The 24,897-nt window shown below is 35.1% G+C and carries 15 protein-coding genes and 1 pseudogene; 10 read left to right on the plus strand and 6 right to left on the minus strand.

The genetic code is table 11. The annotated features are described in order from the left end of the window. Positions 1 to 108: 108 nt before the first annotated feature. The 3 genes and pseudogenes from glgD to glgB all read right to left on the minus strand — a co-directional run. The gene (gene glgD, locus C9914_RS04130; RefSeq protein ID WP_106763568.1) at positions 109 to 1,224 is read right to left on the minus strand and encodes a glucose-1-phosphate adenylyltransferase subunit GlgD; all 1,116 of its coding nucleotides are present in this window, start codon (positions 1,222 to 1,224) and stop codon (positions 109 to 111) included. A 1-nt stretch (position 1,225) separates the two neighbouring features. Continuing rightward, on the minus strand, positions 1,226 to 2,440 hold the full coding sequence (locus C9914_RS04135; protein ID WP_106763570.1) for a glucose-1-phosphate adenylyltransferase: 1,215 nt from the start codon (positions 2,438 to 2,440) through the stop codon (positions 1,226 to 1,228). 500 nt (positions 2,441 to 2,940) lie between these two features. Then, positions 2,941 to 5,073: pseudogene (gene glgB / locus C9914_RS04140) on the minus strand (1,4-alpha-glucan branching protein GlgB); the annotation flags it as partial. Positions 5,074 to 5,606: 533 nt separating this feature from the next. Between glgB and C9914_RS04145 the strand changes: the two are divergent. From C9914_RS04145 to hisS, 10 genes are all read left to right on the plus strand, one after another. Continuing rightward, positions 5,607 to 6,299 carry a response regulator gene (locus C9914_RS04145; protein ID WP_106763573.1) on the plus strand — a complete coding sequence of 231 codons (693 nt, stop codon included), beginning with the start codon at positions 5,607 to 5,609 and terminating at the stop codon, positions 6,297 to 6,299. After that, positions 6,283 to 7,839 carry a sensor histidine kinase gene (locus tag C9914_RS04150; protein ID WP_022265333.1) on the plus strand — a complete coding sequence of 519 codons (1,557 nt, stop codon included), beginning with the start codon at positions 6,283 to 6,285 and terminating at the stop codon, positions 7,837 to 7,839. The genes C9914_RS04145 and C9914_RS04150 overlap by 17 nt, the downstream gene beginning before the upstream one ends. Further along, a complete protein-coding gene (locus C9914_RS04155; RefSeq protein WP_106763575.1) occupies positions 7,836 to 9,434 on the plus strand; it encodes a S1C family serine protease in 1,599 nt (532 codons plus the stop codon). The genes C9914_RS04150 and C9914_RS04155 overlap by 4 nt, the downstream gene beginning before the upstream one ends. Next, positions 9,434 to 10,969 carry a RecQ family ATP-dependent DNA helicase gene (locus C9914_RS04160; RefSeq protein WP_106763576.1) on the plus strand — a complete coding sequence of 512 codons (1,536 nt, stop codon included), beginning with the start codon at positions 9,434 to 9,436 and terminating at the stop codon, positions 10,967 to 10,969. The genes C9914_RS04155 and C9914_RS04160 overlap by 1 nt, the downstream gene beginning before the upstream one ends. A gap of 2 nt (positions 10,970 to 10,971) precedes the next feature. Beyond that, positions 10,972 to 11,460, plus strand: a complete 489-nt coding sequence (locus C9914_RS04165) for a methylated-DNA--[protein]-cysteine S-methyltransferase (RefSeq protein WP_022265336.1) — start codon at positions 10,972 to 10,974, stop codon at positions 11,458 to 11,460. 24 nt (positions 11,461 to 11,484) lie between these two features. After that, positions 11,485 to 11,826, plus strand: coding sequence for an ASCH domain-containing protein (locus C9914_RS04170; RefSeq protein WP_207654832.1), 342 nt, complete (start codon positions 11,485 to 11,487; stop codon positions 11,824 to 11,826). Between the two features lie 108 nt (positions 11,827 to 11,934). Beyond that, positions 11,935 to 12,828 carry an undecaprenyl phosphate translocase family protein gene (locus tag C9914_RS04175; RefSeq protein WP_106763578.1) on the plus strand — a complete coding sequence of 298 codons (894 nt, stop codon included), beginning with the start codon at positions 11,935 to 11,937 and terminating at the stop codon, positions 12,826 to 12,828. Between the two features lie 123 nt (positions 12,829 to 12,951). Beyond that, entirely contained in the window at positions 12,952 to 13,689 is a 738-nt protein-coding gene (locus C9914_RS04180) for a nucleotide-binding protein (protein WP_022265339.1), read from the plus strand. A gap of 46 nt (positions 13,690 to 13,735) precedes the next feature. Beyond that, a complete protein-coding gene (gene mgsA / locus C9914_RS04185; RefSeq protein WP_022265340.1) occupies positions 13,736 to 14,134 on the plus strand; it encodes a methylglyoxal synthase in 399 nt (132 codons plus the stop codon). A gap of 467 nt (positions 14,135 to 14,601) precedes the next feature. Beyond that, complete coding sequence (gene hisS / locus C9914_RS04190; RefSeq protein WP_106763580.1) at positions 14,602 to 15,894, plus strand: histidine--tRNA ligase; 1,293 nt, start codon at positions 14,602 to 14,604, stop codon at positions 15,892 to 15,894. 53 nt (positions 15,895 to 15,947) lie between these two features. Here the strand turns inward: hisS and C9914_RS04195 are convergent, their stop codons facing one another. The 3 genes from C9914_RS04195 to C9914_RS04205 all read right to left on the minus strand — a co-directional run bounded on the left by C9914_RS04195 (position 15,948) and on the right by C9914_RS04205 (position 24,895). Further along, the gene (locus C9914_RS04195; RefSeq protein WP_106763582.1) at positions 15,948 to 16,559 is read right to left on the minus strand and encodes an HAD family hydrolase; all 612 of its coding nucleotides are present in this window, start codon (positions 16,557 to 16,559) and stop codon (positions 15,948 to 15,950) included. A 76-nt stretch (positions 16,560 to 16,635) separates the two neighbouring features. After that, entirely contained in the window at positions 16,636 to 24,435 is a 7,800-nt protein-coding gene (locus C9914_RS04200) for an Ig-like domain-containing protein (protein ID WP_106763584.1), read from the minus strand. Position 24,436: 1 nt separating this feature from the next. Beyond that, positions 24,437 to 24,895: a hypothetical protein gene (locus tag C9914_RS04205; protein ID WP_106763586.1), complete on the minus strand. Its 459-nt coding sequence runs from the start codon at positions 24,893 to 24,895 to the stop codon at positions 24,437 to 24,439. Between the last annotated feature and the right edge of the window lie 2 nt (positions 24,896 to 24,897).

Consider the following 24,897-nt stretch of genomic DNA (forward strand, 5'->3'; position numbering starts at 1 on the left):
AAAAAGCATTGTATAGAATATTTTTATATACATACCGATAGTATGAAAGCCCCTACACAAAATCGGCATATAATCACTCTCAGCAAGAGAGTTATTTAAGTTTTAAAATCAAACTGTGCTTGCCTTGTTAATATAAACAGGATATGTAAGGAAGCCCATAAGAGAGCGATTATCCTTTATAACAACATCTTTATCAGCTATAACATAGCTAAGATTAGAACCTGCACCAATGACTGTATCCTGCATTATAACGCAGTTGCTGACCTTTGCACCCTTGCCGATATGAACACCCTTAAAGAGTACGCAGTTTTCAACTTCGCCTTCGATAACGCAGCCATTACCGATAAGTGTATTCTTAACATTAGAGCCAAGACCATATCTTGTTGGCATATCGTCACGAACCTTTGTATATATCGGTCTTGCAGAATTGAAAAGGTCGTTCCTTATATTTAAATCCATTAGCTGCATATTTGCATTGAAATAGCTGCTCATAGAATCCATAATTGCACAGAAGCCTTCAAATTCATAGCCATAAATTTTAAGCTTATCAAATTGTCCTTGAATAATATCTCTCTTAAAGTTGTTCTTATTCTTGCTTACACATTCGCTTACAAGAGAAATCAAAAGCTCACGCTTCATAAGAATCTTATTAAGATAGAAACTGCATGGGCCTTCGATGATTGGATTAATGAGGACATCTTTAACTCTGCCAGTAGAATCAAGAGAAAATACTGTCGGTTCGTCCTGATGCTCTGGCAGCTGACCTCTCTTATACACAACAGTTATGTCAGCATCATTAGAAATATGCTTTTCAAGAACATTCTGATAATCTATATTGCAAGCAGTATCACAATCAGAAATAAGCACATATTCTTCTTTAGAATTAATAAGGAATTTCTTAATTGAGTTAAGAATACTTATTCTGTTTCTGTATTCCTCCTCACTGTTGTTAAAAGGAGGAAGCATAAATAGTCCGTCACGCTTTCTTGATAAATCCCAAGCCTTACCTGTTCCGATATGGTCCATAAGTGATTGATAATTATTCTTTGTAATAACACCAACCTTGTTGATTCCTGAATTTACCATATTAGAAAGCGGGAAGTCTATAAGTCTATACTTTCCCCCGAAAGGAACAGAACCCATTGTTCTCTTATCAGTAAGCTCGCTTATAAGCTCTCCATGAAGGTTTGTGAAAATCAAGCCTATAACATTATTTCCACGCATATCAGTTTACCCCCTCTTTATCTTCGTAGACCATTTCTTTCGGGGCAACGACAGCACCCTCACCGATTGTACGGTTATCGCCAACAACGGCAACTCCCCAATCTTCCTTGTTTTCTATATCTTCAGGTCTTGCACCAACAACTGCATTTTTCTTGATAACTGCATTTTCAGATACGATAGCATATTGAATTACAGCACCCTCTTCAACTACAACACCAGGCATAAGTATCGAATCATTTACAACTGCACCTGGAGCAATAGTAACATTAGAAAAAAGAACTGAGAAATCAACATTGCCCTCGATTATACAGCCATCAGAGATGAGCGAATTTTGTACAACGCCTGTTGGGCTGACATAATGTGGAGCAACAACAGGATTTCTTGAATAAATCTTCCAGTTTTCGTCTGCAAGGTCGAGAGTAACATTCGGGTCGAGCAAGTCCATATTAGACTCCCAAAGACTTTCGATTGTTCCAACATCTTTCCAATATCCTGAAAATGCATAAGCAAACATTCTTTGACCATCTGCAAGCATTTTCGGAAGAATATCCTTACCAAAATCGTTTGAAGAATCTGGATTAGCCTCGTCCTCAATAAGATATTTTCTAAGCTTATCCCAACTGAATACATAAATACCCATAGAAGCATTTGTACTCTTTGGATGAGCTGGTTTCTCATCAAATTCGTAGATAGAACCATCAGGATTAGTGTTTAGAATACCAAAGCGTGAAGCCTCTGCAAGCGGAACATCAATAACCGCAATAGTGCAGTCTGCATCATGCTCCTTATGATAAGCAACCATCTTAGAATAATCCATTTTATAGATATGGTCTCCTGAAAGGATAACAACATATTCAGGATTATATCTATCTATGTAGTTTATATTTTGGTATATAGCATTTGCTGTGCCGGAATACCAATCCGCACCACCTTTTTTCTCATATGGTGAAAGAACCTGAACGCCAACATTCATGCCGTCCAAATCCCAAGGCTGACCATTGCCGATATATTCGTTAAGAACTAATGGCTGATATTGCGTTAAAACACCAACAGCCTCAATACCTGAGTTCACACAGTTAGAGAGCGGAAAGTCAATTATACGATACTTACCACCATACGGAACTGCTGGCTTTGCAATTTTTTGTGTCAATACGCCCAATCTGCTTCCTTGACCACCTGCAAGCAACATTGCTACAACCTCTTGCTTTGGATACATCTGTACTCCTCCTTAGAATAACCTTTTGTTATCCGATTTTATAGTCAATATATTTATACCTTACTTTTCTTATTTTTAGGTTTTTTAATTTCTTTTTTTGGTTCAGCCTTAACCTCGGATTCAACCTTGACCTCTGCTTTAACTTCTTTCTTAGCCTTGGTCTTTGGCTCTGCCTTAACCTCGACAGGCTCAACCTTGACCTCTGCCTCAGCTTCTTTCTTAACCTTAGTCTTTGGCTCTGCCTTAACCTCAACAGGCTCAACCTTGACCTCTGCCTTAGCTTCTTTCTTAACCTTGGTCTTTGGCTCTGCCTTAACCTCGACAGGCTCAACCTTGACCTCTGCTTTAACTTCTTTCTTAGCCTTGGTCTTTGGCTCTGCCTTAACCTCGACAGGCTCAACCTTGACCTCTGCCTTAGCTTCTTTCTTAACCTTGGTCTTTGGCTCTGCCTTAACCTCGACAGGCTCAACCTTGACCTCTGCCTCAGCTTCTTTCTTAGCCTTAGCCTTTGGCTCAACCTTGACCTCTGCCTCAGCTTCTTTCTTAGCTTTAGCCTTTGGCTCTGCCTTAACCTCGGCAGGCTCAACATCTATAAGCTTAGATTTTGCTTTAGCTTTAGTTGTCTTAGTTTTCTTTTCGCCCTTTGTGTCTTTAGAAACTGGCTTTGCCTTTGCTTTAGCCTTGCTCTTTTTCTCTGTAACCTCAGCATCAATAGTCTTTTTCTTGGCACGCTTTCTTACAAGCTTAAAGAACATTACAGAAAGTGGTGGCAATGTCAATGTAATAGACTGTTCAAATCCATGCATTGGAGCACCATCTGAACGAATAGCCTTGCCATTTGATATTCCGCAACCGCCAAATTCAGTTGCTTCTGTATTGAATATTTCTGCATATGTACCATCAAAAGGAACACCAATAGAATAATTTTCTCTAAGGACCGGCTGGAAGTTGCATACGACAATAATTTCCTTACCACTCTTATCTATTCTTCTGAAGCTTATGCAGCTTTGTGTATAGTCATCGTTAGAAATCCAATTAAAGCCTTCCCAAGAGAAATCAATCTCCCAGAGAGGACTATTCTCAAGATAGAAATGGTTAATAGCCTTAAAGTATTTCTTGAGCTGATTGTGTGCAGGATAGCTTGTCAACATCCAATCAAGCTCTGTTGCGTAATCCCATTCCTTAAACTGACCAAATTCAGTACCCATAAAGACCAGCTTCTTGCCTGGGTGAGCCATCATATATGCTATAAAGGTACGAACTCCTGCAAACTTCTGTTCGTAGCTGCCTGGCATTTTATTGATAAGAGAAGCCTTTCCATGAACAACTTCATCGTGAGAAATCGGAAGAATGAAGTTTTCAGAGAAAGCATAGTAGAATGAGAATGTAAGATTATCGTGATTAAATGGTCTATAAAGTGGGTCAAGTGAGATATAATGTAGCATATCGTTCATCCAACCCATATTCCACTTATAGTTAAAGCCCAAACCGCCCGAATATGTAGGACGAGAAACCATTGGCCAAGAGGTTGATTCCTCTGCAATCATCATAACCTCAGGGAAGTATTGGAAAGCCACCTCGTTAAGCCTTCTGAGGAAAGCAACTGCCTCAAGATTTTCCTTACCACCAAATTTATTTGGAACCCATTCGCCATCACGCCTTGAGTAATCAAGATAGAGCATAGAAGCAACAGCGTCAACTCTAATTCCGTCAATGTGATAGCGGTCCATCCAGAAAATAGCACTTGAAATAAGGAAGCTTACAACCTCATTTTTGCCATAGTCGAACACAAGAGTTCCCCAATCCTTGTGTTCACCCTTTCTTGGGTCGGCATATTCATAGCAAGGAGTACCATCAAATTTTGCAAGGCCATAAGCATCTCTCGGAAAATGTGCAGGAACCCAGTCCATAATAACATAAAGTCCTGCTTCATGGCATCTATCTATAAATGTCATAAAATCAAAAGGTGTACCATATCGTGCAGTCGGAGCAAAATATCCTGTAACCTGATAACCCCAAGAGGCATCAAATGGATATTCTGTCAAAGGCATAAGCTCAATATGTGTGTATCCCATATCCTTAACATAAGGAATAAGCTCGTCCGCAAGCTTTGTATAAGAGAAAGTATTTCCATCTGCATACTTTCTCCAAGAACCAATATGAAGCTCATAAATATTCACAGGACTTGAATAGTGCGATACATTTTTCTTATGTTGATACCACTTGTCATCAGTCCACTTAAAGCCATCAATATCAAAATATACAGACGCGTTATTAGGGCGTGTTTCATAGTGATAGGCGTATGGGTCAGACTTTAGAATACAAACATCATCAAAGGTTTCTATGCTATACTTATATATAGTAAAGTTTTCTATACCCTCATCAATATAGCATTCCCAGACTCCGCCATCGCTGATTCGTTGCATGGGATTTTTTTCTCTGTCCCAGTCATTAAAAGTACCTACGACTGAAACAGTCTTTGCGTTTGGTGCCCAAGTACGAAACACAAAAGATATTCCCTTGTCAGTCTTAACCTTATGTACGCCAAAAAAATTATAGGCTGTATAATTCTCACCGTTGTGGAATGATTCAATAGGGGACATTTCAAGGTTTTTTTTGTTTTCGAGAATCATATATACTCCTCCTACTCTTTGAGTAATGCCAAAACAAACCGATTTTGACCTTATTTTATTTAAAATACACAAGCACAGAAAAGAATTACTAAAATTTTTCTGCGGTTATTTCAAAAACGATGTAGTTTGGTATTCCATTTAATTATATATGTATATCATACCAATTTTTTGGATAATTTTCAAGTCTTATTAGCTCATTTTAATAATTTTTTGTATATTTTATGAAAAATGACCATTAAATCTACATAAACCTTAGGTAAAGCCCGAAAATCACCTTTCAAAAATAAAGTATAATACCTCCCACTCGTCGAAAAAAAGTAATTTTCGTCACCAAATTTCTATAATATTGAGTCTACTTTATTTCATCTAAAAATGATTGTTAAAATAAAATTCATAAAATTTATTTAAATTTATTTAAATTTATGCTATAATTTATTCTATGTATATGGCAATAGAATTCCGCCATACTCACCAGTAAACAATATAAATAAAAAATCAGCTTTGCTGTTCAAATATGAGGGGGATTAGAAACTATGACAAAAGGGAAAATATTAGTAGTAGATGACGATAAAAATATATGTGAACTTCTTAGGCTCTATATCGAAAAAGAGGGTTATGATATAGAAATTGCAAATGACGGCCAAGAAGCCCTTACAAAATTCAAAGAAGTACAGCCAGACCTCATTATGCTTGATATAATGCTTCCTATTCACGATGGACTATATGTCTGCCGTGAAATCAGAAAGACTTCACAAGTGCCAATTATCATGCTCACTGCAAAGGGTGAAGTTTTCGATAAGGTTCTCGGTCTTGAGCTTGGTGCAGATGACTATGTAGTAAAGCCATTTGAAGCTAAGGAAATCATAGCAAGAATAAAAGCTGTTCTCAGAAGAACAGGCGGCGACAAAGTCGAAGAAGAAATCAAGCTTGTTAAATATGATAAGCTTTCTATAAATCTCACCAACTATGAGCTTAAAGTTAATGGAGTTCAAATTGATACTCCTCCGAAGGAGCTTGAGCTTATTTATCACCTTGCAAGCAATCCAAACAGAGTATTCACTCGTGACCAGCTTCTTGATGAGGTCTGGGGCTTTGATTACTACGGTGACTCACGAACAGTTGATGTCCATGTCAAACGCCTTAGAGAAAAGTTAGAAGGTGTTTCTGATAAATGGGCATTAAAGACAGTATGGGGAGTTGGATATAAATTTGAAGCTAAAGATTAAATTTAAGCTTAACGGACAAAGTACTCTTTTCCATAAATATCTTGCAATAAGCTTTGTCATTATACTTCTCAGCTTTTTGATTTTAGGCTTTATTCTTATGAGCGTCCTGACAAAATATTGGACAAATAATAAGATGGAAACTATGAGCAAAAATACATCCTCACTTGCGTCACTTTGCACAAGATACATAAGATTACAAGATTCTATCAAGCAAGATTATTTTTTTGATGAAAGTATTGCTCTGCAAGATATTATGGAAACTATTTCAAGCAATATCGGTGGTGAGGTATTTTTCGTCAATGCCAACGGAAAAATCATCGTTGCTAATAGCAATGCCGTATATGCTACTGAAGGTAAATTCATTGACTATGAAGTTGTTAAAAAAACTATTCTTAATGACAAATATTATGACGAAACCGACCTCGGCGGAGTATTCAAGCAAAATCACTATATCTACGGTCAGCCGGTTTATATCGGTAATCAGCTTGTCTGTATAGCTTTCACAACTGCAGATACCTCCGAATACTATCAGTTCACCTCACTTATGCTCAATATATTTCTTGTTTCTGCACTTATAACCTTTGCAGTTGCAATTATCGCCATTGGTATTTATACCTATTATATGGTCAAGCCCCTGCGTCAGATTGCCTTTGCCGCACATAAATTTGGTCAAGGCGATTTCAGCACAAGGGTTAAAGTAAAATCACGAGATGAAATTGGTCAGCTTGCAGATGAATTTAATAATATGGCAGAATCACTATGTTCATCTGAAAACATTCGCCGCAGCTTTATAGCAAATGTTTCACACGAGCTTAAAACTCCTATGACAACCATAGCAGGCTTTATAGATGGTATTCTTGATGGAACTATTCCGCCAGAAAAACAAAATTACTATCTAAAAATAGTAAGTGACGAGGTTCGCAGACTTTCACGCCTTGTCCGTTCTATGCTCGACCTTTCTAAAATTGATAATGGCGAACTAAAGCTAAATTATCAGAATTTCGATTTTGTTTCTACGCTTATTTCCGCTCTTGTAACCTTCGAGGCTGAGATAGAACGCAAGAATATTGAAATTCGTGGACTTGAAGATATGCAGAGCGTTTATATTGATGGTGACGCCGACCTTATTCATCAGGTAGTCTATAACCTTATAGAAAACGCCGTAAAATTCGTTAATGAAAATGGATATATTCAATTTATCATAAATGACCTGCCAGACAAAACCGAATTTGCTATTATAAATAGCGGTCATGGCATTGACAAAAACGACCTTGGGCTTGTCTTTGATAAATTCTATAAAACAGATAAGTCGAGGAGCATTGATAAGAAGGGTATGGGCTTAGGACTTTATCTTGTAAAAACTATTATCGGACTTCACGGTGGTAAAATTACTGTTTCAAGTGAAATTAATAAATATTGTCGCTTTGATTTCTATATTCCACGCAAAACACCTAAGAAATCTCGACACGAGAATAAAGTCTCAAAGCTTGAAAATAAAAATGCTAAACTTCCCTTCAAAAAAGGAGATTCAGAAAAATGAGCGATGAACGCAGAGAGGACGATTTCAACCAAAATTCTTGGCAGTATAAACAGCCAGGCTCCGAACCGTCCACACCGCAGGAAGAACAAAAGCTTCCACAAGATAATAACCATAATGATATTAAGGAAGGCTTTAGTTCTCCTCAAACTCATTATAATGTTGATAACGAATATAGCGGTCCATCAGAAAATACAAATACTACTAAGCAATACCGCCAACAATATCAACCTAATAACAGCTATTTCTATCAAGCAGAAAATCCTCATTCAACAGAAAGCTACCCCAAGCAACAGAATACCTTTTCAAATCAACCAAATCTCAGCTATAATCAACAATATCAACCGCCATATTCCACACCATATACTCCTCCGCTTCCTATGTCGAATGGAAGGTACAGAACGAGAAAGGGTCTGAAAGTTCTTGCAATCACACTTGCGGTTGTCATTCCAAGTACAGCCATAGGTTTCACTATCGCAAGTATAAAAATAAATTATTCTAACAAAGATGATAGCATAAAATATGATTCCTCAGGCGAATATTCTTATTATGTTCCAGAAAATTCGTGGCTTCAGACATCACAAGCACCAGATGCTTCCGCAAACCCTAACGGTCCTCAGATTGAGGCTGCATCAACACCCGAAAATAGTGATAATAATGAGGCTGTAACAATTTATAATAAGGTTTCACCAAGTATAGTTGGAATAATTTCTTATCCAGCAGGAACAGATTACACAATAACAGAATCTGGCGAAGGCTCTGGCATCATAATCAGCAGTGATGGTTATATAGCTACCAATAGTCACGTAATAAATGACTCAAAAGATACTGGTATTCTTGTTAAGCTAAGCACCAATGAAGAATATATCGGTGCAGTTGTTGGCTTTGATAAGCGTACTGACCTTGCTGTTGTAAAGATTGATGCAAAAAATCTTCCAGTCGCAGAATTTGCAAATTCTGATAGTGTAACTATCGGACAAAATGCCTATGCTATCGGCAACCCTGGCGGCTTGCAATTCTCAAATTCACTTACAAAAGGTACAATTTCTGCAATAAACAGAACTATAAGCTCAAGTAGTGCTGTAAAATATATTCAAACTGATGCCGCCATCAATCCAGGAAATTCAGGTGGTGCTTTAATCAATTCTTATAGCCAGATTATCGGAATAAATACATCTAAGCTTGTTTCTGAGGAATATGAAGGTATGGGATTTGCCATTCCAAGCAATACAGTAATAAGCATAGTTAATAATATTATCCGAAATGGCTATGTCAAGGGCAGAGCTTACCTTGGCATTACTGCATCAGAATGGTCAACCTATGCTGCTAAGAAAAATGATACTCCAGTTGGTGTCAAAATCGAATCTTTATCAGAAGAAAATGCTTTTTCAAGTTCTGATGTTCAGATAGGCGACATTATCACAGAAATTGATGGCAAAACCATCAAAGACCTTTCATCAATGTTTGATGCAATAGATGAACATAAGCCTGGTGATAGAATAAGCATAAAGCTTTTCAGACTTAAAAACTTCAATTCTGATGGCAAAGCTAAGAGCTTTAGCGTATCAGTAGTTCTTTTGGAGGATACTGGACAATAATGACTGATATTCATAATATTTTAAGAGAATATTTCGGCTATCATTCGTTTCGTGCAGGTCAAGAAGAAATTATAAATTCAATACTTGCTAATCGTGATGTTCTTGCGATTATGCCAACTGGGGCGGGTAAATCTGTATGCTATCAGGTTCCCGCCCTTGCACTTGACGGAATAACAATAGTCGTTTCACCGCTCATTTCACTTATGCAGGACCAAGTTCGCTCACTAATAGAAATGGGCATAAGAGGGGCATATCTGAATAGCTCACTTACACCAAGACAGCTTGCCCTTGCCACCGAAAGGGCAAAGGCTGGTACATATAAAATAATATATGTTGCTCCGGAAAGACTTCTAACCGATAGCTTTATTGATTTCGCTAAAAATGCAAATATATCACTTCTTGCAATAGATGAGGCTCACTGTATCTCTCAATGGGGACACGAATTTCGACCAAGCTATACAAAAATCTCAGATTTTATAGAGCTTCTGCCCTATCGCCCAATAGTTGCCGCCTTTACTGCAACAGCAACAAGCCTTGTTAAACAAGATATTGCTGAAAAGCTAAAGCTCCATTCGCCATTTGAGCTTACAACTGGCTTTGACAGACCAAATCTTCATTTTGCCGTTTATAAACCTCTCTCCAAAGAAAGCTGGATATTAAATTATCTTGAAAGAAATTCTGATGAATCAGGCATAATCTACTGCTCATCAAGAAAAATAGTTGAAAGATTATGTGAAACACTTTCTGAAAATGGCATAGACGCTCTACCCTATCACGCAGGAATGTCCGATGAACTACGAACCAAAAATCAGGACGACTTCATATATGACAGAGTTAAAATTATAGTTGCGACCTCCGCTTTTGGTATGGGCATAAACAAGCCAAATGTACGCTTTGTAATACACTACCATATGCCAAGAAATATTGAACAATATTATCAAGAAGCTGGTCGTGCAGGTCGTGACGGTGAAAAAGCCGAATGCATCTTACTTTATAGCGGTTCAGATGTTTCTCTTAATAAATTTATGATTAACAAAGGCAGTGAGGAAAACGAAAGTCTTACTCCCGAAGAAAGAAAAGCTTTTCTTAAAGAAGAGCTTGAAAAGCTAAGAATAATGACCTTCTACTCTACCTCAAAAACAGTTTGCCTTAGAAAGCGTATGCTTAATTATTTCGGTGAGTATGCACCCCAGCATTGCAATAATTGCAGTGTATGTGAGGGTTACGCAAACGATGACTATTCAGAAATTATAAAACCAATCCGCAAAACTGAAAGCTATACCAAAGAGGAAGTCATTCCCGATAAGGAGCTTTTCGAGCATTTAAAGGTCTTGCGAAAAAATATCGCTATGCGACAGAGTGTTCCTGCTTATGTTGTATTTTCAGATGCAACACTGCGAGAAATGTCAGGCACTAAGCCAAGAACCGAAAAAGAATTTTTATCTATAAATGGCATCGGCGATAATAAGCTAAAACGCTACGGTTCAATCTTCCTTGCCGAAATTCAAAAATACATTGATAAAAAAGGTGTATAAATATGAAAAACTATATATTTATCGAAACTCCTCTTGGTAAAATGACTCTTGCTGAGGAAAACGACTATATAACTAATATTGCATATGGCGAGATAACTCTTGAAGCTTCTTGCGAAAACGAAACAGAACTTTTAAGCCAAGCCAAGCAACAGCTTGCAGAATATTTCAACGGTGAACGCAAAGAATTTAATCTTCCACTAAAGCCTTCTGGAACAGTATTTCAGCTTTCAGTTTGGAAAGCATTAACAGAAATTCCTTATGGCAAAACAGCAAGCTATAAAACCATTGCAAATAAAATACATCAGCCTTGTGCGGCAAGAGCTGTCGGAATGGCGAATAACAAAAATCCTATTGTAATAGCTATCCCTTGTCATAGAGTTGTCGGTGCAAAAGGCATTATAAAGGGGTATGGCGGAGGAGTAGATAAACTTAAATTCCTTCTAAAGCTCGAAAATATTACAGATGTTGAAGATTTTCCAATAAAGTGGTAAAATAAATTTATGGTGGTGAGTTTAGTGAAAATACATCAAATGAAACTAAACAATAAGCCGTTCAATATGATTAAAAACGGCAGAAAAAATATTGAGCTTAGACTTTATGACGAAAAACGCAGAAAGCTTAATATTGGCGATGAAATTATCTTTAGAAATCTTAAAGATGGCGAAACAATAAGTGTTACAGTCTTAGCACTACATAAATATGAAAGCTTCGCAGAGCTTTACAAGCATTTTGATAAAGCTTCTATCGGTTATGAAGATAATGAATTTGCGAATCCTGAAGATATGAACGAATATTACACTCCAGAAAAACAAAAGCAATATGGTGTTGTTGGAATTGAAATTGCACTTAATGAATAATTGAGCTTTCCCAATATATATGGGCAAGCTTTGCTCGCTCGCCAAGAAACTACTATTATATAAAAGTAACTTTTAAATATTGACAATAATTTGTTAGGAGCTGAACCTATGGCACGAGGCAATAGCATACCGCAAAAAATGCCTGATAGGGCAGTTCAAAATTTCACAACTAAAAAGCATATCCATCAACGACCGCTATTCTATATTAAAGAGGTTATTGAAAATATCTTCGGTGGAATTATAATCGGCTCTACAATATTTGTTGGTGGTATAAACTGTGGAGCAATGGCAAATATAGTTAGTCTTTATGATAAGCTTATACACTCAATAGGCAAGCTATTCAAAAACTTTAATTATAATTTTCTACTGCTTTTGCAGATTGTAGCAGGCATTGTCGTTGGGATACTCCTGTTTTCGCAGATAATATTAGATTTAATGCAAAAATTTGAATACCCTATGATATACCTTTTTATTGGTGCAATTATTGGTTCTCTGCCGTCAATTTACCGCCGAGGAAAAATCAAAAAATTCAAACCTCTCTATCTTTTATGGATAATTCTTGGCGGAGGACTTGCTTATGCTCTTAATTTTTTACCTAAAAATCACCCCATAATCAATCCAACAGATTACTTTCAAATCTATGGAATGCTGTTTATAAGTGGTATAGTATCGGCAATAGCTATACTTATTCCAGGAATAAGTCTTTCGCATAGCTTATATTTTATTGGAATGTATAATTCCATACTTTCATCAATTATCAGCCTTGATTTACTAAACTTATTTTTTATTTTTCTCGGATTTTTTATAGGTTGTCTGTTTATATCAAAAATCATTAGCTTCACAATCAAGCATTTTCTCGCTCCGACACACCTTATAATAATGGGTTTAATGCTTACTTGTGTAATAGAAATTTTTCCGGGAATACCAAATAATTATATTATGATTGCCTGTATAGCAGGATTTATTTTCGGAGCAGGTGGAGTTTATCTTATAACAAAATAATATATATTAGTAACTATGTATATTGACATCAAAGAAAATTTATATCTGCACCTACAAAATTTACAAAAAAATCTTTGACTTTTGCGTTAGATTGTGCTAAAATGTTAGAAGAGGTATTGCAAAATGGGAATGGTAACAGTTATAACCTCCGGCAAAGGAGGAACAGGAAAATCTACGGTTTCCGTAGGTTTAGCGGCGGCACTTGTTCGCCGTGGAAACAGAGTTCTGCTTATAGATTGTGACGCTGGTATGCGTGGCATCGACCTTATGCTTGGTGTCAGCAGTGACCTTGTCTTTGATATAGCAGATGTTATTAACGGAAGCTGTCCGCCTGCGAGTGCTATCTATCCTTGCAAAAATATGGCAGAGCTTTATGTGCTGCCTGCTCCGCAGAGCGTTCACGATGAGCTTAGCCCCTATCTTATGCGACAGCTTACAAATATTCTTCGTAAATATTACGACCATATAATTATCGACTGCCCCGCAGGTATCGGCTCAGGCTTTGAGGCCGCTATCGCTCCTGCGGATAGAGCATTCCTCGTCTGTAACGCAGACCCGCTCTCGGCCCGTGGCTGTTCTATGGTCAGAGAAAACCTTCAATCGGCAGGAATAACAGATATAAGACTTGTAATCAACAAATTTTCTGAAAAAAAATTCAGAAAAGCCAATCTCTACGAAGATTTAGATGCAGTCATTGACGAAGCAGGTGCAAGACTTATAGCAGTAATTCCAGAAGATTTTACTGCGTCAGCACTTTCTCAACAGGGCAAACCTATTGAAGGAAACTCTGATGCTGTCTATGCCTTTAACCGATTTGCCGCAAGGGCGGACGGAGAGAATGTTCCTCTCGAAATAAAATAAGCCCTATATACAAATTGTAACTTAAACTCTTAGGAGGTAATTTTTAATGAATATAGCTCTTATTGCACACGATTCAAAAAAGGAACTTATGGTTCAGTTCTGTATCGCATATTGTGGTATTCTAAGCAGACATACCCTATGTGCAACAGGTGTGACAGGCAAGCTTGTAGCAGAAGCAACTGGTCTTGAGATTCAGCGTTTTCTCGGCGGTGCTCAGGGTGGTGACCAGCAAATCGCCGCAAGAATTGCATTCAATGAAGTTGATATGCTTATCTTTCTGCGTGACCCACAGAATCCAAAGCCACACGAACCAAACGATATAAACCTTCTTCGCCTTTGTGATATGCACAATATTCCAGTTGCAACAAATATTGCCACTGGTGAAGTTCTTATCCATGGTCTTGAGCGTGGTGACCTTGATTGGCGTAATATCGTAAAATCTTAATTGAATTAAGAAATAAATATTTTATTAATACAAGCAGTATTAGGAAATTCTGCAATAAATGTAGCGTATATCTACAAACTAAAATAACTGCGTTTCCTTAAACTAAGGATACGCAGTTATTTATTTTAATATAAGGAACGATTGACAGGTATTATTATATCGTGTATACTTATCAGTATGAGGATATTCGCACATACGGTAGGCGGTTCTCCCTGAATAAGGGAGGTGATAATATAGTTACATACAGCGAACTTATTTCAGTTTGTCATTATGTTGACTGAAATTATCACTCTTTACTTTTTAGTATAAAATAAAAGAAACACCGCCACACTTCCAAAATGTCGGTGTTTCTTTTAACACGATTTTGGGAGAACCGCTTACTGCGAATATCCTCCGTACTGTCTAATTATAATCTCTAAAATGCTAAAAGTCAAGCAAATAACTTTGAACATAAAGGAAGATAGAAAATGGATTTAATTACTAAAAGTGTAAAAGGAACTCAAGATGTACTGCCAAAAGAAAGCTATAAGTGGCAGTTTATCGAAAAAATAATGAGAGAAGAAGCCAATGCTCACTCATTCAAGGAAATTCGTACACCTGTTTTTGAGCATACAGAGCTTTTCCAGCGTTCAGTTGGTGATACAACAGATGTTGTCCAAAAGGAAATGTATACATTTAATACTAAGGGCGAAGATTCAATCACACTCCGTCCAGAGGGTACAGCTGGTTCAGCAAGAGCTATCCTCGAACACGGTGTATATAATGATGGCTATCCTATCAAGGCTTACTACTTTACATCTTGCTACCGTTACGAAAAGCCTCAAAAGGGCAGACTTCGTGAATTTCACCAGTTTGGTATGGAAGTATACGGTGCAGCCTCATATTTTGCTGACGCTGAAGTTATATGTGCAGCAGATTCGATATTCAAGCGTCTTGGAGTTAAGGGATTAAACCTTGAAATTAACTCTATTGGTTGTCCAAATTGTCGTGCAAATTATCACAAAGCCCTTAAAGAATATTTCGCAGAACACACATCAGAGCTTTGCGAAACCTGCCTTTCCCGACTTGAGAAAAATCCAATGAGAATACTTGACTGCAAAAGTCCTATCTGCTCTAAAATTGCAGAAAAAGCTCCAACTGTTCTTGATTATATCTGTGATGATTGTAGAGAGCACTTTGAGGGTGTAAAAAAGTGTCTTGATTCCGTTGGTATAGAATATACTGTAAACCCAACTATCGTTCGTGGACTTGATTATTATACACGCACAGTTTTTGAGTTTGTTTCCTCATCTATCGGTGCTCAGGGTACAGTCTGTGGCGGTGGTCGCTATGATGGACTTATCGAAGAGCTTGGTGGTCAGCACACACCATCTCTCGGATATGCAATCGGCATCGAACGACTTCTTCTCTTGCTTGAAGCTCAAGGCATTGAAATTCCAGCCGCACCAACCTGTGATATTTATATTGCAGGCTTAGGCGAAAAAGCACAGCTTAAATCCTTTGAGCTTGTAAAAACAGTTCGTTCATCATCACTTTCTGCTGAATGTGATATTGTAGGCAGAAGCCTTAAAGCACAGATGAAATATGCTGATAAAATCGGAGCAAAGTTCAGCATAGTCCTCGGCGATAGTGAGATTGAGAGTGGCAAAGCACAGCTCAAAAATATGGAAACTGGTGAGAAAACAGAAATTTCTCTCGGAGAAAACTTCTTCTCAGATTTCTATAATGTCTATATTCAATCGCAGTTCGCTGTAAAATAATAAATTAAAAGTGGTTGCAAGCCTAAAAAGCTTGTAACCACTTTTTTGTAAACTCAAAATTGTAGATTTAAGAGTTCTGATAAGTTTTCAACAATATAGTCTGGAAATGTTGAAAGCTTGTCAGGATTTCCCAATCCTCCAAATCCTTGCTTTATCCACACTGTTCTCATTCCTATATGCTGTGCAGTAATAATATCATTATCAAGCCTATCCCCTATCATATAAGTATTTTGTGCCGGACAATTTGCCTGCTTCAATGCAAATTTAAAAATCCGTTCATCAGGCTTTGCAAAACCAATATCAGACGAAGAAACAACTATATTAAAGTAATCATATATTCCAAACTGTCTTAACCTTTCTGATAAATCTTTATTTTGGTTTGCAATAATTCCAAGATTATACTTTACACTTAAATAATTTAAAACATAATCTGCCTGTGGATAAATAGTTTCAAGTTCACTTTTCCAAGGGACTTTCTTTAGTCCACATCTTTCTAAAGCACATTTATAGAAATTCATATTACAACAAGCATAATATTCCATATTATGATAAAATTCATAATAGCTAATAGAACTCCCATTGATAGTATCAATAATTCTTTGCTTTTCACATTCTGTTTCATCTATAAGTGTAGAACCGACATCGAAAAACAACCATTTTTTCATAAATTCCTCCAAAATAGCAACACCCCGCCTATCAGAAATTATCCGATAAATGGGGTGTTATTTTATAAAGCCAATATTATTGTGATATATATTTTCTCATTTTTCTACGAACAATAAGAACAATCGCTGCAATAATACCGATAATCAAAACAGAACCACCAATAGTTACACTATAGAACATTGGCTTATTAGCATAGAAAATAACGAAATTATTCGGTGAAACAGTTATATTTGAAATAATTTTCTTATTTTCATTAAACTGTCCATTTGAACCTACCGAACAATCATCACAGTAAAATACGACTTGGTTTTCAAAACCTTCTGGAATATTAAATTCAACCTTGCCATTATTACTGCTCAGATATTTTAATAAATCCTCTCCAGATTTATTAAACAAAACATTTATTTCCTTGCCATTAGAATCAAGAATAACTATTCTCAAGCTTCCCAATTTTCCTCCATTATCCGAAGGAATAACTGTAACTTTCTGCTCCTTTACCTGATAACGACCATTATCCTCTATACCACTGACTATAAGTGTAGGTGGAGTCTTATCAACTACAAACTTAACTTCAAGACCTTTCAAATCGCTATAAGCCACAGAACCAGCCTTATCAGTTGATTCAATTTTTATATCGTAATCGCTCTCATTTTCAAACAACGATGAACTTATAACATATTTTCTCTCGCACCACTTAGAAGCATCTGTAGTTTCAGAGCTTGTATATCCCTCATTTTCTTTAAGAGCTGTTCCGTTAAGCTTAACTACATAATTTTCTATCGGGTCAACATTTATCTCTTGAATAACTATATCATTATCAACGCTTGAAACATAATAGTTATCTAAAAGCTTTTGTGTATTCTCATCAATCTTAAAGGTTGAACCATTTCGGTTTATAGAGAATTCTGCATTATCATATGTCTTGCCATCATCAAGAAGAATCTTGTCTGTCTTATTGCCAGACATATCTGCAACAGAACAGCTAAGTGTATATACTGCATCATCACTAAGATTATCAACAACATATGAATATGATGTACTGCTATTTTTTCTGAGATACTTGCTAAGGTCAATGCTTTCTCTTGTAAATTGTCCTGAGCTTGTCATCATAAGTGCTTCAAGAACTGGCTTAAAGCTATTATAATCAATATTAGTATCGCTTGCCTCAATAGTAAAGCCATAGGTCTTATCCTTGTTAGCAGTATTATTTTTGATATTAGTAACCTTTAAGCTTGGTTTCTTAGTATCAATAACCAGATAATCAGAAGTATAGTTATTCATCTTATTCTTTGAACGGTCTGTATATTCAACCTCTATACGATATTTTCCGTCCTTATCAATCGAGAAAGTACCTGTGTGTAAATCTGAACTATTATCTGTCCAGCTTACTGAAGGGTTCAATGTACGCTCTGCGTTTATATCATAAACCATAACCCTGACATCTTCAGAATAGAAATTAGCTTCATTTATTTTTAGTGTGGCATCTATTTTACCATCATAATAAGCTGTTCCATCTGCTGTTGATATTGGTTTATTAAGAGTTACATCTATTTCAGGTTTGATATTATCAACTATTATCTTCTTAGTATCTGATTTATCACTATCATTTTGTGACATATCATATGCTGTAAATTTAACAGTACCATTATACTGATGCTGAGCATCAAGAACTGATTTTGGAATTTTGAATGTTGCAGTATTCACATTGCCATTTCTCTTTATATCAGCCCTGCTTATTGCTTCATTAAGCAGCTGTGCATTAACATTACTTGAATTATTATCCTTCAAATAACTATATACAAATTTTCCAATAGCTGTAGTATCATCTTCTGCTGAAATAGTAACAGTAACAGGTGCATTGTAATAACCAAATGTTATAGAATTAAGCACATTCTGAAAAACATTCTGGCTATATGATATTCTCAAGTTTTTAGGTGCAGTCTTATCAACTGTAAACTTATCCTCAACATTGTTCTGCACTTTTCTTCCAGCCAAATCCTCATACTCTATCTTAAAGGTATAATTAGCATCAGTCGAATATTTAATATTTGCTGTGTATACATCGCCATTTTTTATCCAGTTGCTTCTCTTGCTAAGGTATTGAGCATAATTCTCAACACCAACAGCCTTTCCATTAACATCAACCGCAGTAATATTTGCAGCAATCTCATCTGCTCTGAAATTACGCTCAATAACACTAATAGTAGCTATCTGTGCAGAATTATAGTATTTAATTCCATTAGCAGTATTTACAACCTTATTTGGAGAATATGCAACATTGATTACAGGATTAGTATGGTCAACAATAATCTCATTCGATGTATAAGTTTTCATCTTATTATTTGACCTATCAATATAACTAATCTTTATGATATACTCTCCCTCTTTTGAGAGTGTAAGACTGCCTGTCCAAGTATCGCCATTCTGTTTCCAGTTATTCAGCTTTTGCTTTGAGCCATTAACTTCTATATTAACATCTTCTGAATAGAAGTTTGCCTCAGTAATTTTAATAGTAGCTGTTGCACTGTCCTTATAGTATAGCTTATATAAATTTCCTTCTGTACCATAGTTGTAATTACTTACATCATTCATATCAGATGCAGTAACAATCCTATCAGCCTTACTAAATTCAACACTTCTTGTTGGTGAGATATTATCGACTATAAGAATACTATTTTTACTATCATTCTTTACATTGCTTGGATTTCCGGACCTATCAATTGCAGTAAAGGAAATTTTTCCTCTATACTGTTTTGATTGATCGGCTGTAAGAGTGAATTTTGCAGTTGCTATTTTCTTATCTGATGTAATTGTCATATTTTCACGGTTAATAGTTCCGCCATCACTTTTCAGATTTTTAGTAGTACTTGAACCATTTTCTCTTGTATATGTCCATGTCATACTTTCAACGCCTGAAATATCATCAACCGCTGTCAAAGTAACTGTAACATCTTTCTGATATGCGTAATAACCAAAAGTAATGCCATTTAATACACTTTCCCAGAAATTAAGTTCTTTACTATATGAAATTTTCATCTTTGAAGTTGCTGGGGCATATTCATCAACTGTAAATTTATCCTGCTTATAGTTACCAGCAGAGTGAGAAGCTAAATCAGAATAAGAAATATCAAAAGTATAATTTGCATTTACCGAATACTTTATTGTTGCTGTATATGTATCTCCATTCTTTTTCCAGCTATCTCTTGACGAAAGATATGCCGCATAGTCAGTTACTTTGATGTTATTTCCACCTGCGTCCTTAGCACTAACTGTTACTGCAACATCATCTGCACGGAAATTACGCTCAGTAATTTTAATAGTTGCTGTCTGCTGTTTATTGCAGTAAACATTTTTATTTGCATCAGAAATTTTATTTTCTGGAGAATATTGAACATCTATAACAGGCTTTGTCCTATCAATAATTATAACATTCGACTCATACGACTTCATTTCATTAGTTGAACGGTCCGTATATGTCATTTTAATAATATGCTCTCCCTCATCACTTAGGGTAAGCGTATTTGTATACTCATCACCATTTTGTTGCCAATTTTCGCTAAAGTTTATAGACTTACCATTATCATATAGATTAATATCCTCGCTAAAGAAGTTAGCCTCTTTAACTGTAAATTTAAGAGTGGCATCGTCTTTATAATAGAGTCTATAATTATTAGCGTCAGACTTCATATCATATGTAGCATTTTTAAAGCTATCTGCATATATTGACTTTACAAAGTTGTTTGTTTGATATTCAACACTTCTTGTCGGTGAAATATTATCAACAACAGTTATTCTCTCATCTTTGTTTTCTACTGGATAAGTTGCTGTTTTTCCTGACATATCAGTAACTGTAAACGAAATCGTTCCACGATACTGTTTGCTTTCCTCTGCTGACAATTCAACTGTTACTTCACCAGTTTTTCCATCTTCAGAGAATGTAACATCTTCTTTTTTAAAGTGCTTACTTACATCAGCAACAGACGAATCACTTGAACCGACCTGTCTTTGATATTCCCAATCAATCGAATCAATACCAGAAGTCATATCATCTGCGCTAAATTTAATTGTTACATTATCCTTATAATAATAGGTATTGAATGTAATATTATCAATAATTTCTTCAAAGAAGTTCTTTTCCTCTGAATATTTGGCATTAAGATTTGTTGGTGGTGTTTGGTCAATCGTAAAATCAGGTGAATTATACTTTTCCTCAGCATCGTTCCCTGCGAGGTCAGTATAATTTAATGTAAAACTATAATTTGCATCTGCGTTAAACTCAATTTCAATATAATGATTATTTCCATCAGAAATCCACTCTCCATTATGAAGTGTATCATTCAATTCTTTAAGAACTGTTTCATAATCGCTTATATTATTAAGTGTAACATCTTGTGCTTTAAGCTCAAATATAATATCATCGGCTCTGAAATTTACTTCATCAACTGATACCTTTGCTCTAATTTTTGTTGTATAGAATTTTTCGTTCACAGCCGGAGAATCAGAAAAATAGTCAACAGAAATTATCGGTTTTGTTTCATCTATGACAAAGCTTGATGTTTTTTCATCAGAAACCTGTCCAAGCTCATCACTTGCAATAACAGAAATGTTATAAACTCCATCTTCACTAAATTTAATTGAGTTTGTCCATGTTATCTTTGCTGTATTGCCATTCTTAACCCATTCATCATTTTCAAGTTTATATCCACTTTCAGAAAGCTTCTTATTATTGATAAAAATATCAACCTTGTCCGCATCAAAATTGCTTTCAGAAATGCTAATATTGGCTACAACAGATTTATTGTAATACTGTCCATTAGTTGCCACAGCCTCAGAATCGAGCTTAATATCAACATCAGGCTTTCTATTATCAACTATAATCTTAGCATTTTTATCGTATTCTGTTTCAAGTCCTGCCTTACTTTTTGCAGTAAACTTAATATCGCCTCTGAACTCAGCCTCTATCTTAAATGATGCTTTATAATAGGTCTTTCCGTTGTCATCTATCGCTGTTTCTATATTATCGAGTATAACATTTTCACTAACCTTATTTTCTGTGTCAAGCTCTCTGCCAGCTTCAGGTATTAACTCATAAGAAAAACTCTTTATACCAGAAATATCCTCATAAGCACTCAAGGTTACTTCAATATTTGTATCTCTACTGCTTACAAGTCCAAATGTAATATAATCAAGAATAGTATTATATACATTTTTTTCGCTCTTATAAGAAATATCAAGATTATAAGGTTTAGTATTATCAATATTTATATTTTCTTTTTCTACTCCATAAACTATTCCATTTTCATTATTTCTAACATAAAATTGAATATGCTGATTTTTTCCATTGTTAGTATATACATATTCATCTTTCCAGTTACTGTCACTAATGCTCATATTATCACTAATTTTATATCCTTCAGGAGGGGTAATAGTGACACCATTTGTTGTGTTATACCAGTCATTATAATCTGTCTTAGAATAATTACAATATAAAGAATCTGATTTTGCAATATCAAGATTGATATATGCCTCTGCATTAGATTCATTATAGCACTCGCCCTGTGCATTTTTAATAGTTACCTTATATTTTCCAATATCTTTATCCGCAAATTTTATGAGTCCTGTATTGTCTATTGAGGTTTTTCCTTCGCCAATCAACTTCTCATAAACACCATTATGAAGCTTGTAAATATTATAACTAACATTTACATCTACATTTTCCTCTTTTGGCAAAGCATACGAAAGCTGATATTGTTTTTGTTCACCATAATTAAGTTCAAGTGTATGGCCTGTAATTTTCTTATTACCAGCAAAAATATCAATGCTTCTGTCCCCACGCTTAACAGCTACTGTAAAATAACGAGTAGTAAATTTATTATAATGTCTTGTTTCATCAAAACTAAATCTAATGTTAAATTGTGCATTATCGCCAGCCTTTTTAACTATTATCCTATTTTCACTTAATTCCACATAATCGTTTTCTTCAATTTCAGCATTTAATAATGTCGCATTTTCTTGAATGCCACTAAACCAAGTAGGGCTAATTTCTATTTCGTCACCATAATTAACAATTTCAATCATTTTATTTGAATAAGAAATATCTTGGTCTGCTTTTCCTACTTCTACTGAATAAGAAGCTTCATTGATTTCTCTGCCATCTGAATCATATCCAAATACATATGATTCGCTATCAAGTGCAGCTGTGATAGTTGCTTTTCCTATATCATTTCCAGTCACATTTCCATTCGTATCAACCGATGCAACCTTACTATCACTCGAGGAATATGTCAAAGTACCATATTCTGAATTAAAACCATTTAGTTTATTTTCAGCTTTTTCTCCATATTTAATGCTTAAGTTTTCTTTTTCAAAATTTAAACTTAATTTAGCTTTATTGATGGTAATTGTTCCTGTTTTTACTGGTGCAAAAATAATATTTGAATTTTCACTTGTTACATTTACCTCTGCTTCAAATGTGCAAGCTTTAAGGAAAGTAAAATTACCATCATTATCAATTCTAACATAATTATCATATGATTCTTTTTCAACCTCACTTCCATCAAGCTTAGTAACATCTAATATAGAATATGTTTTTGTAATTTTTCCAATGTTCTCAGAAGTAGAAACTGATACATCAAGTTTACTTTTACTATTTACTTCAGGATTTTGAGGAATACCTAAAAGTGTTACCTTGTCGTTACCTATTTCTTTTTTCTTTACTGTCACCTTAAAGCTCAATTTACTTTTCTTATACTTTCCATCATAAGGCACCATTACATTAATAGTAGCCTCACCAACACTATTGGCGTTAAGGTTAATATATGAACCATTTTTTACAACAGAAACTATCTTTTCATTAGAAGATGTTGCTGTTATATTGCTTAAATACTCACTATTAGAGTTATCTGGTTTTACATATATATCCATACTATGACTATAAATCATATCAAGTGCTGAAGAAAACTCTTTTTCTTTACCATTTTCTAACCTATATGCAAGCCTCAGACTTTCATTACCAAGTAATTTTTCAACAGTTATAGGTCGTATTTCATAAACTTTTTTACCTTTAAAATTATCTATATTTCCTGTTAATGAACTTTCTGCAACCTCAATATTATCAGGATTTAAGTTGTTATATACCACAGTTTGGGTTTGATATTCACTAGATGTGAGTGTAAATTCATATATTTCATTCTGATAAAGCTCGGTTGTATACTTATTTAGTCCTTCAGTATACCTCATATATTTACTGCCACGCTCATCAAGAACTAATTTTCCATTTTCATTTGTTATGTAGTGTTTAACAAGTATGCTGTTATTTTCAAAATTAGAGGAATCTACAACATTTTTATTTACACTGCCTTCAGATATAAGTTCCTCTAAAGAGATTGAATAATATGCTCCCTTGTCTTTATAAAGCATAATATTAGAAACAGTATTTGACTGAACTTCAACCATATCTATACCACTTGAAATATATCCATAGGCGTCAGCTGATACTATATCAACATATACAGTTCCATTATCATCTAATTCAATTTTTGCTTGACCATTACTGCCTGAATAAGCAACCTTTTCATCAGAAATAAGATTCTTTTTATCTATATCAGCATATACCTTATACTTAAAAACCGTATTCGGCACAGGAATATTGGAACTTTTACCTTTAGTAATTGCATTTAAAGTCAAAGTTATTTTATTATCTGTGTTCTCAGTGCTATGTTGAGAAACACTTAGATTGTTAGTACTTTCATCATTATAAGAAACTGCTTCTGCTGAATTAAACGAGCTTCCTATATTAAGTCCAAGTATTGGAATAAGTAATGCCAGAACACCAGAAACAATTCTATCTCTAAGTTTAATATTACTATCTGCCATCTTAAGCTTCACTCCTTTTTTTATTTATAATCAAGCAATTAAACATCTTACCATTTAATATGCAGTGCATAATAAATGTAAAAGTAACTGCACTAAAAAATATATAACATATATATAATGTACCATCAGTTGCAATCGTTAAGATAATAAGTCCTATAATACTGATTATCAACAAAATATCAAAAATGGCAGCAATTTTATTCTGAAAGAATTTTATAATACCTATTCCTCTTTTTGCCTCTTTTATTCCATTTATATTTTTTCTAGCTAAGAATAGGCTTATCATACCAAAGATTAAAGTAAGCCAAAAGATAATACCAACGATAATATTATAAGCATTACTTCCACTATCAATATTCGTATGTATAAGTGGCATTACTAAAAATGTAGCCGACATTATAAAAAATGCAATCATTGATAACAAGAGAAAAGCTTTTCCCTTACTATTCTCATTTTTCATTT

Origin of the sequence: Pseudoruminococcus massiliensis (assembly GCF_900291955.1) — a bacterium.
Classification (GTDB): domain Bacteria; phylum Bacillota; class Clostridia; order Oscillospirales; family Acutalibacteraceae; genus Pseudoruminococcus; species Pseudoruminococcus massiliensis.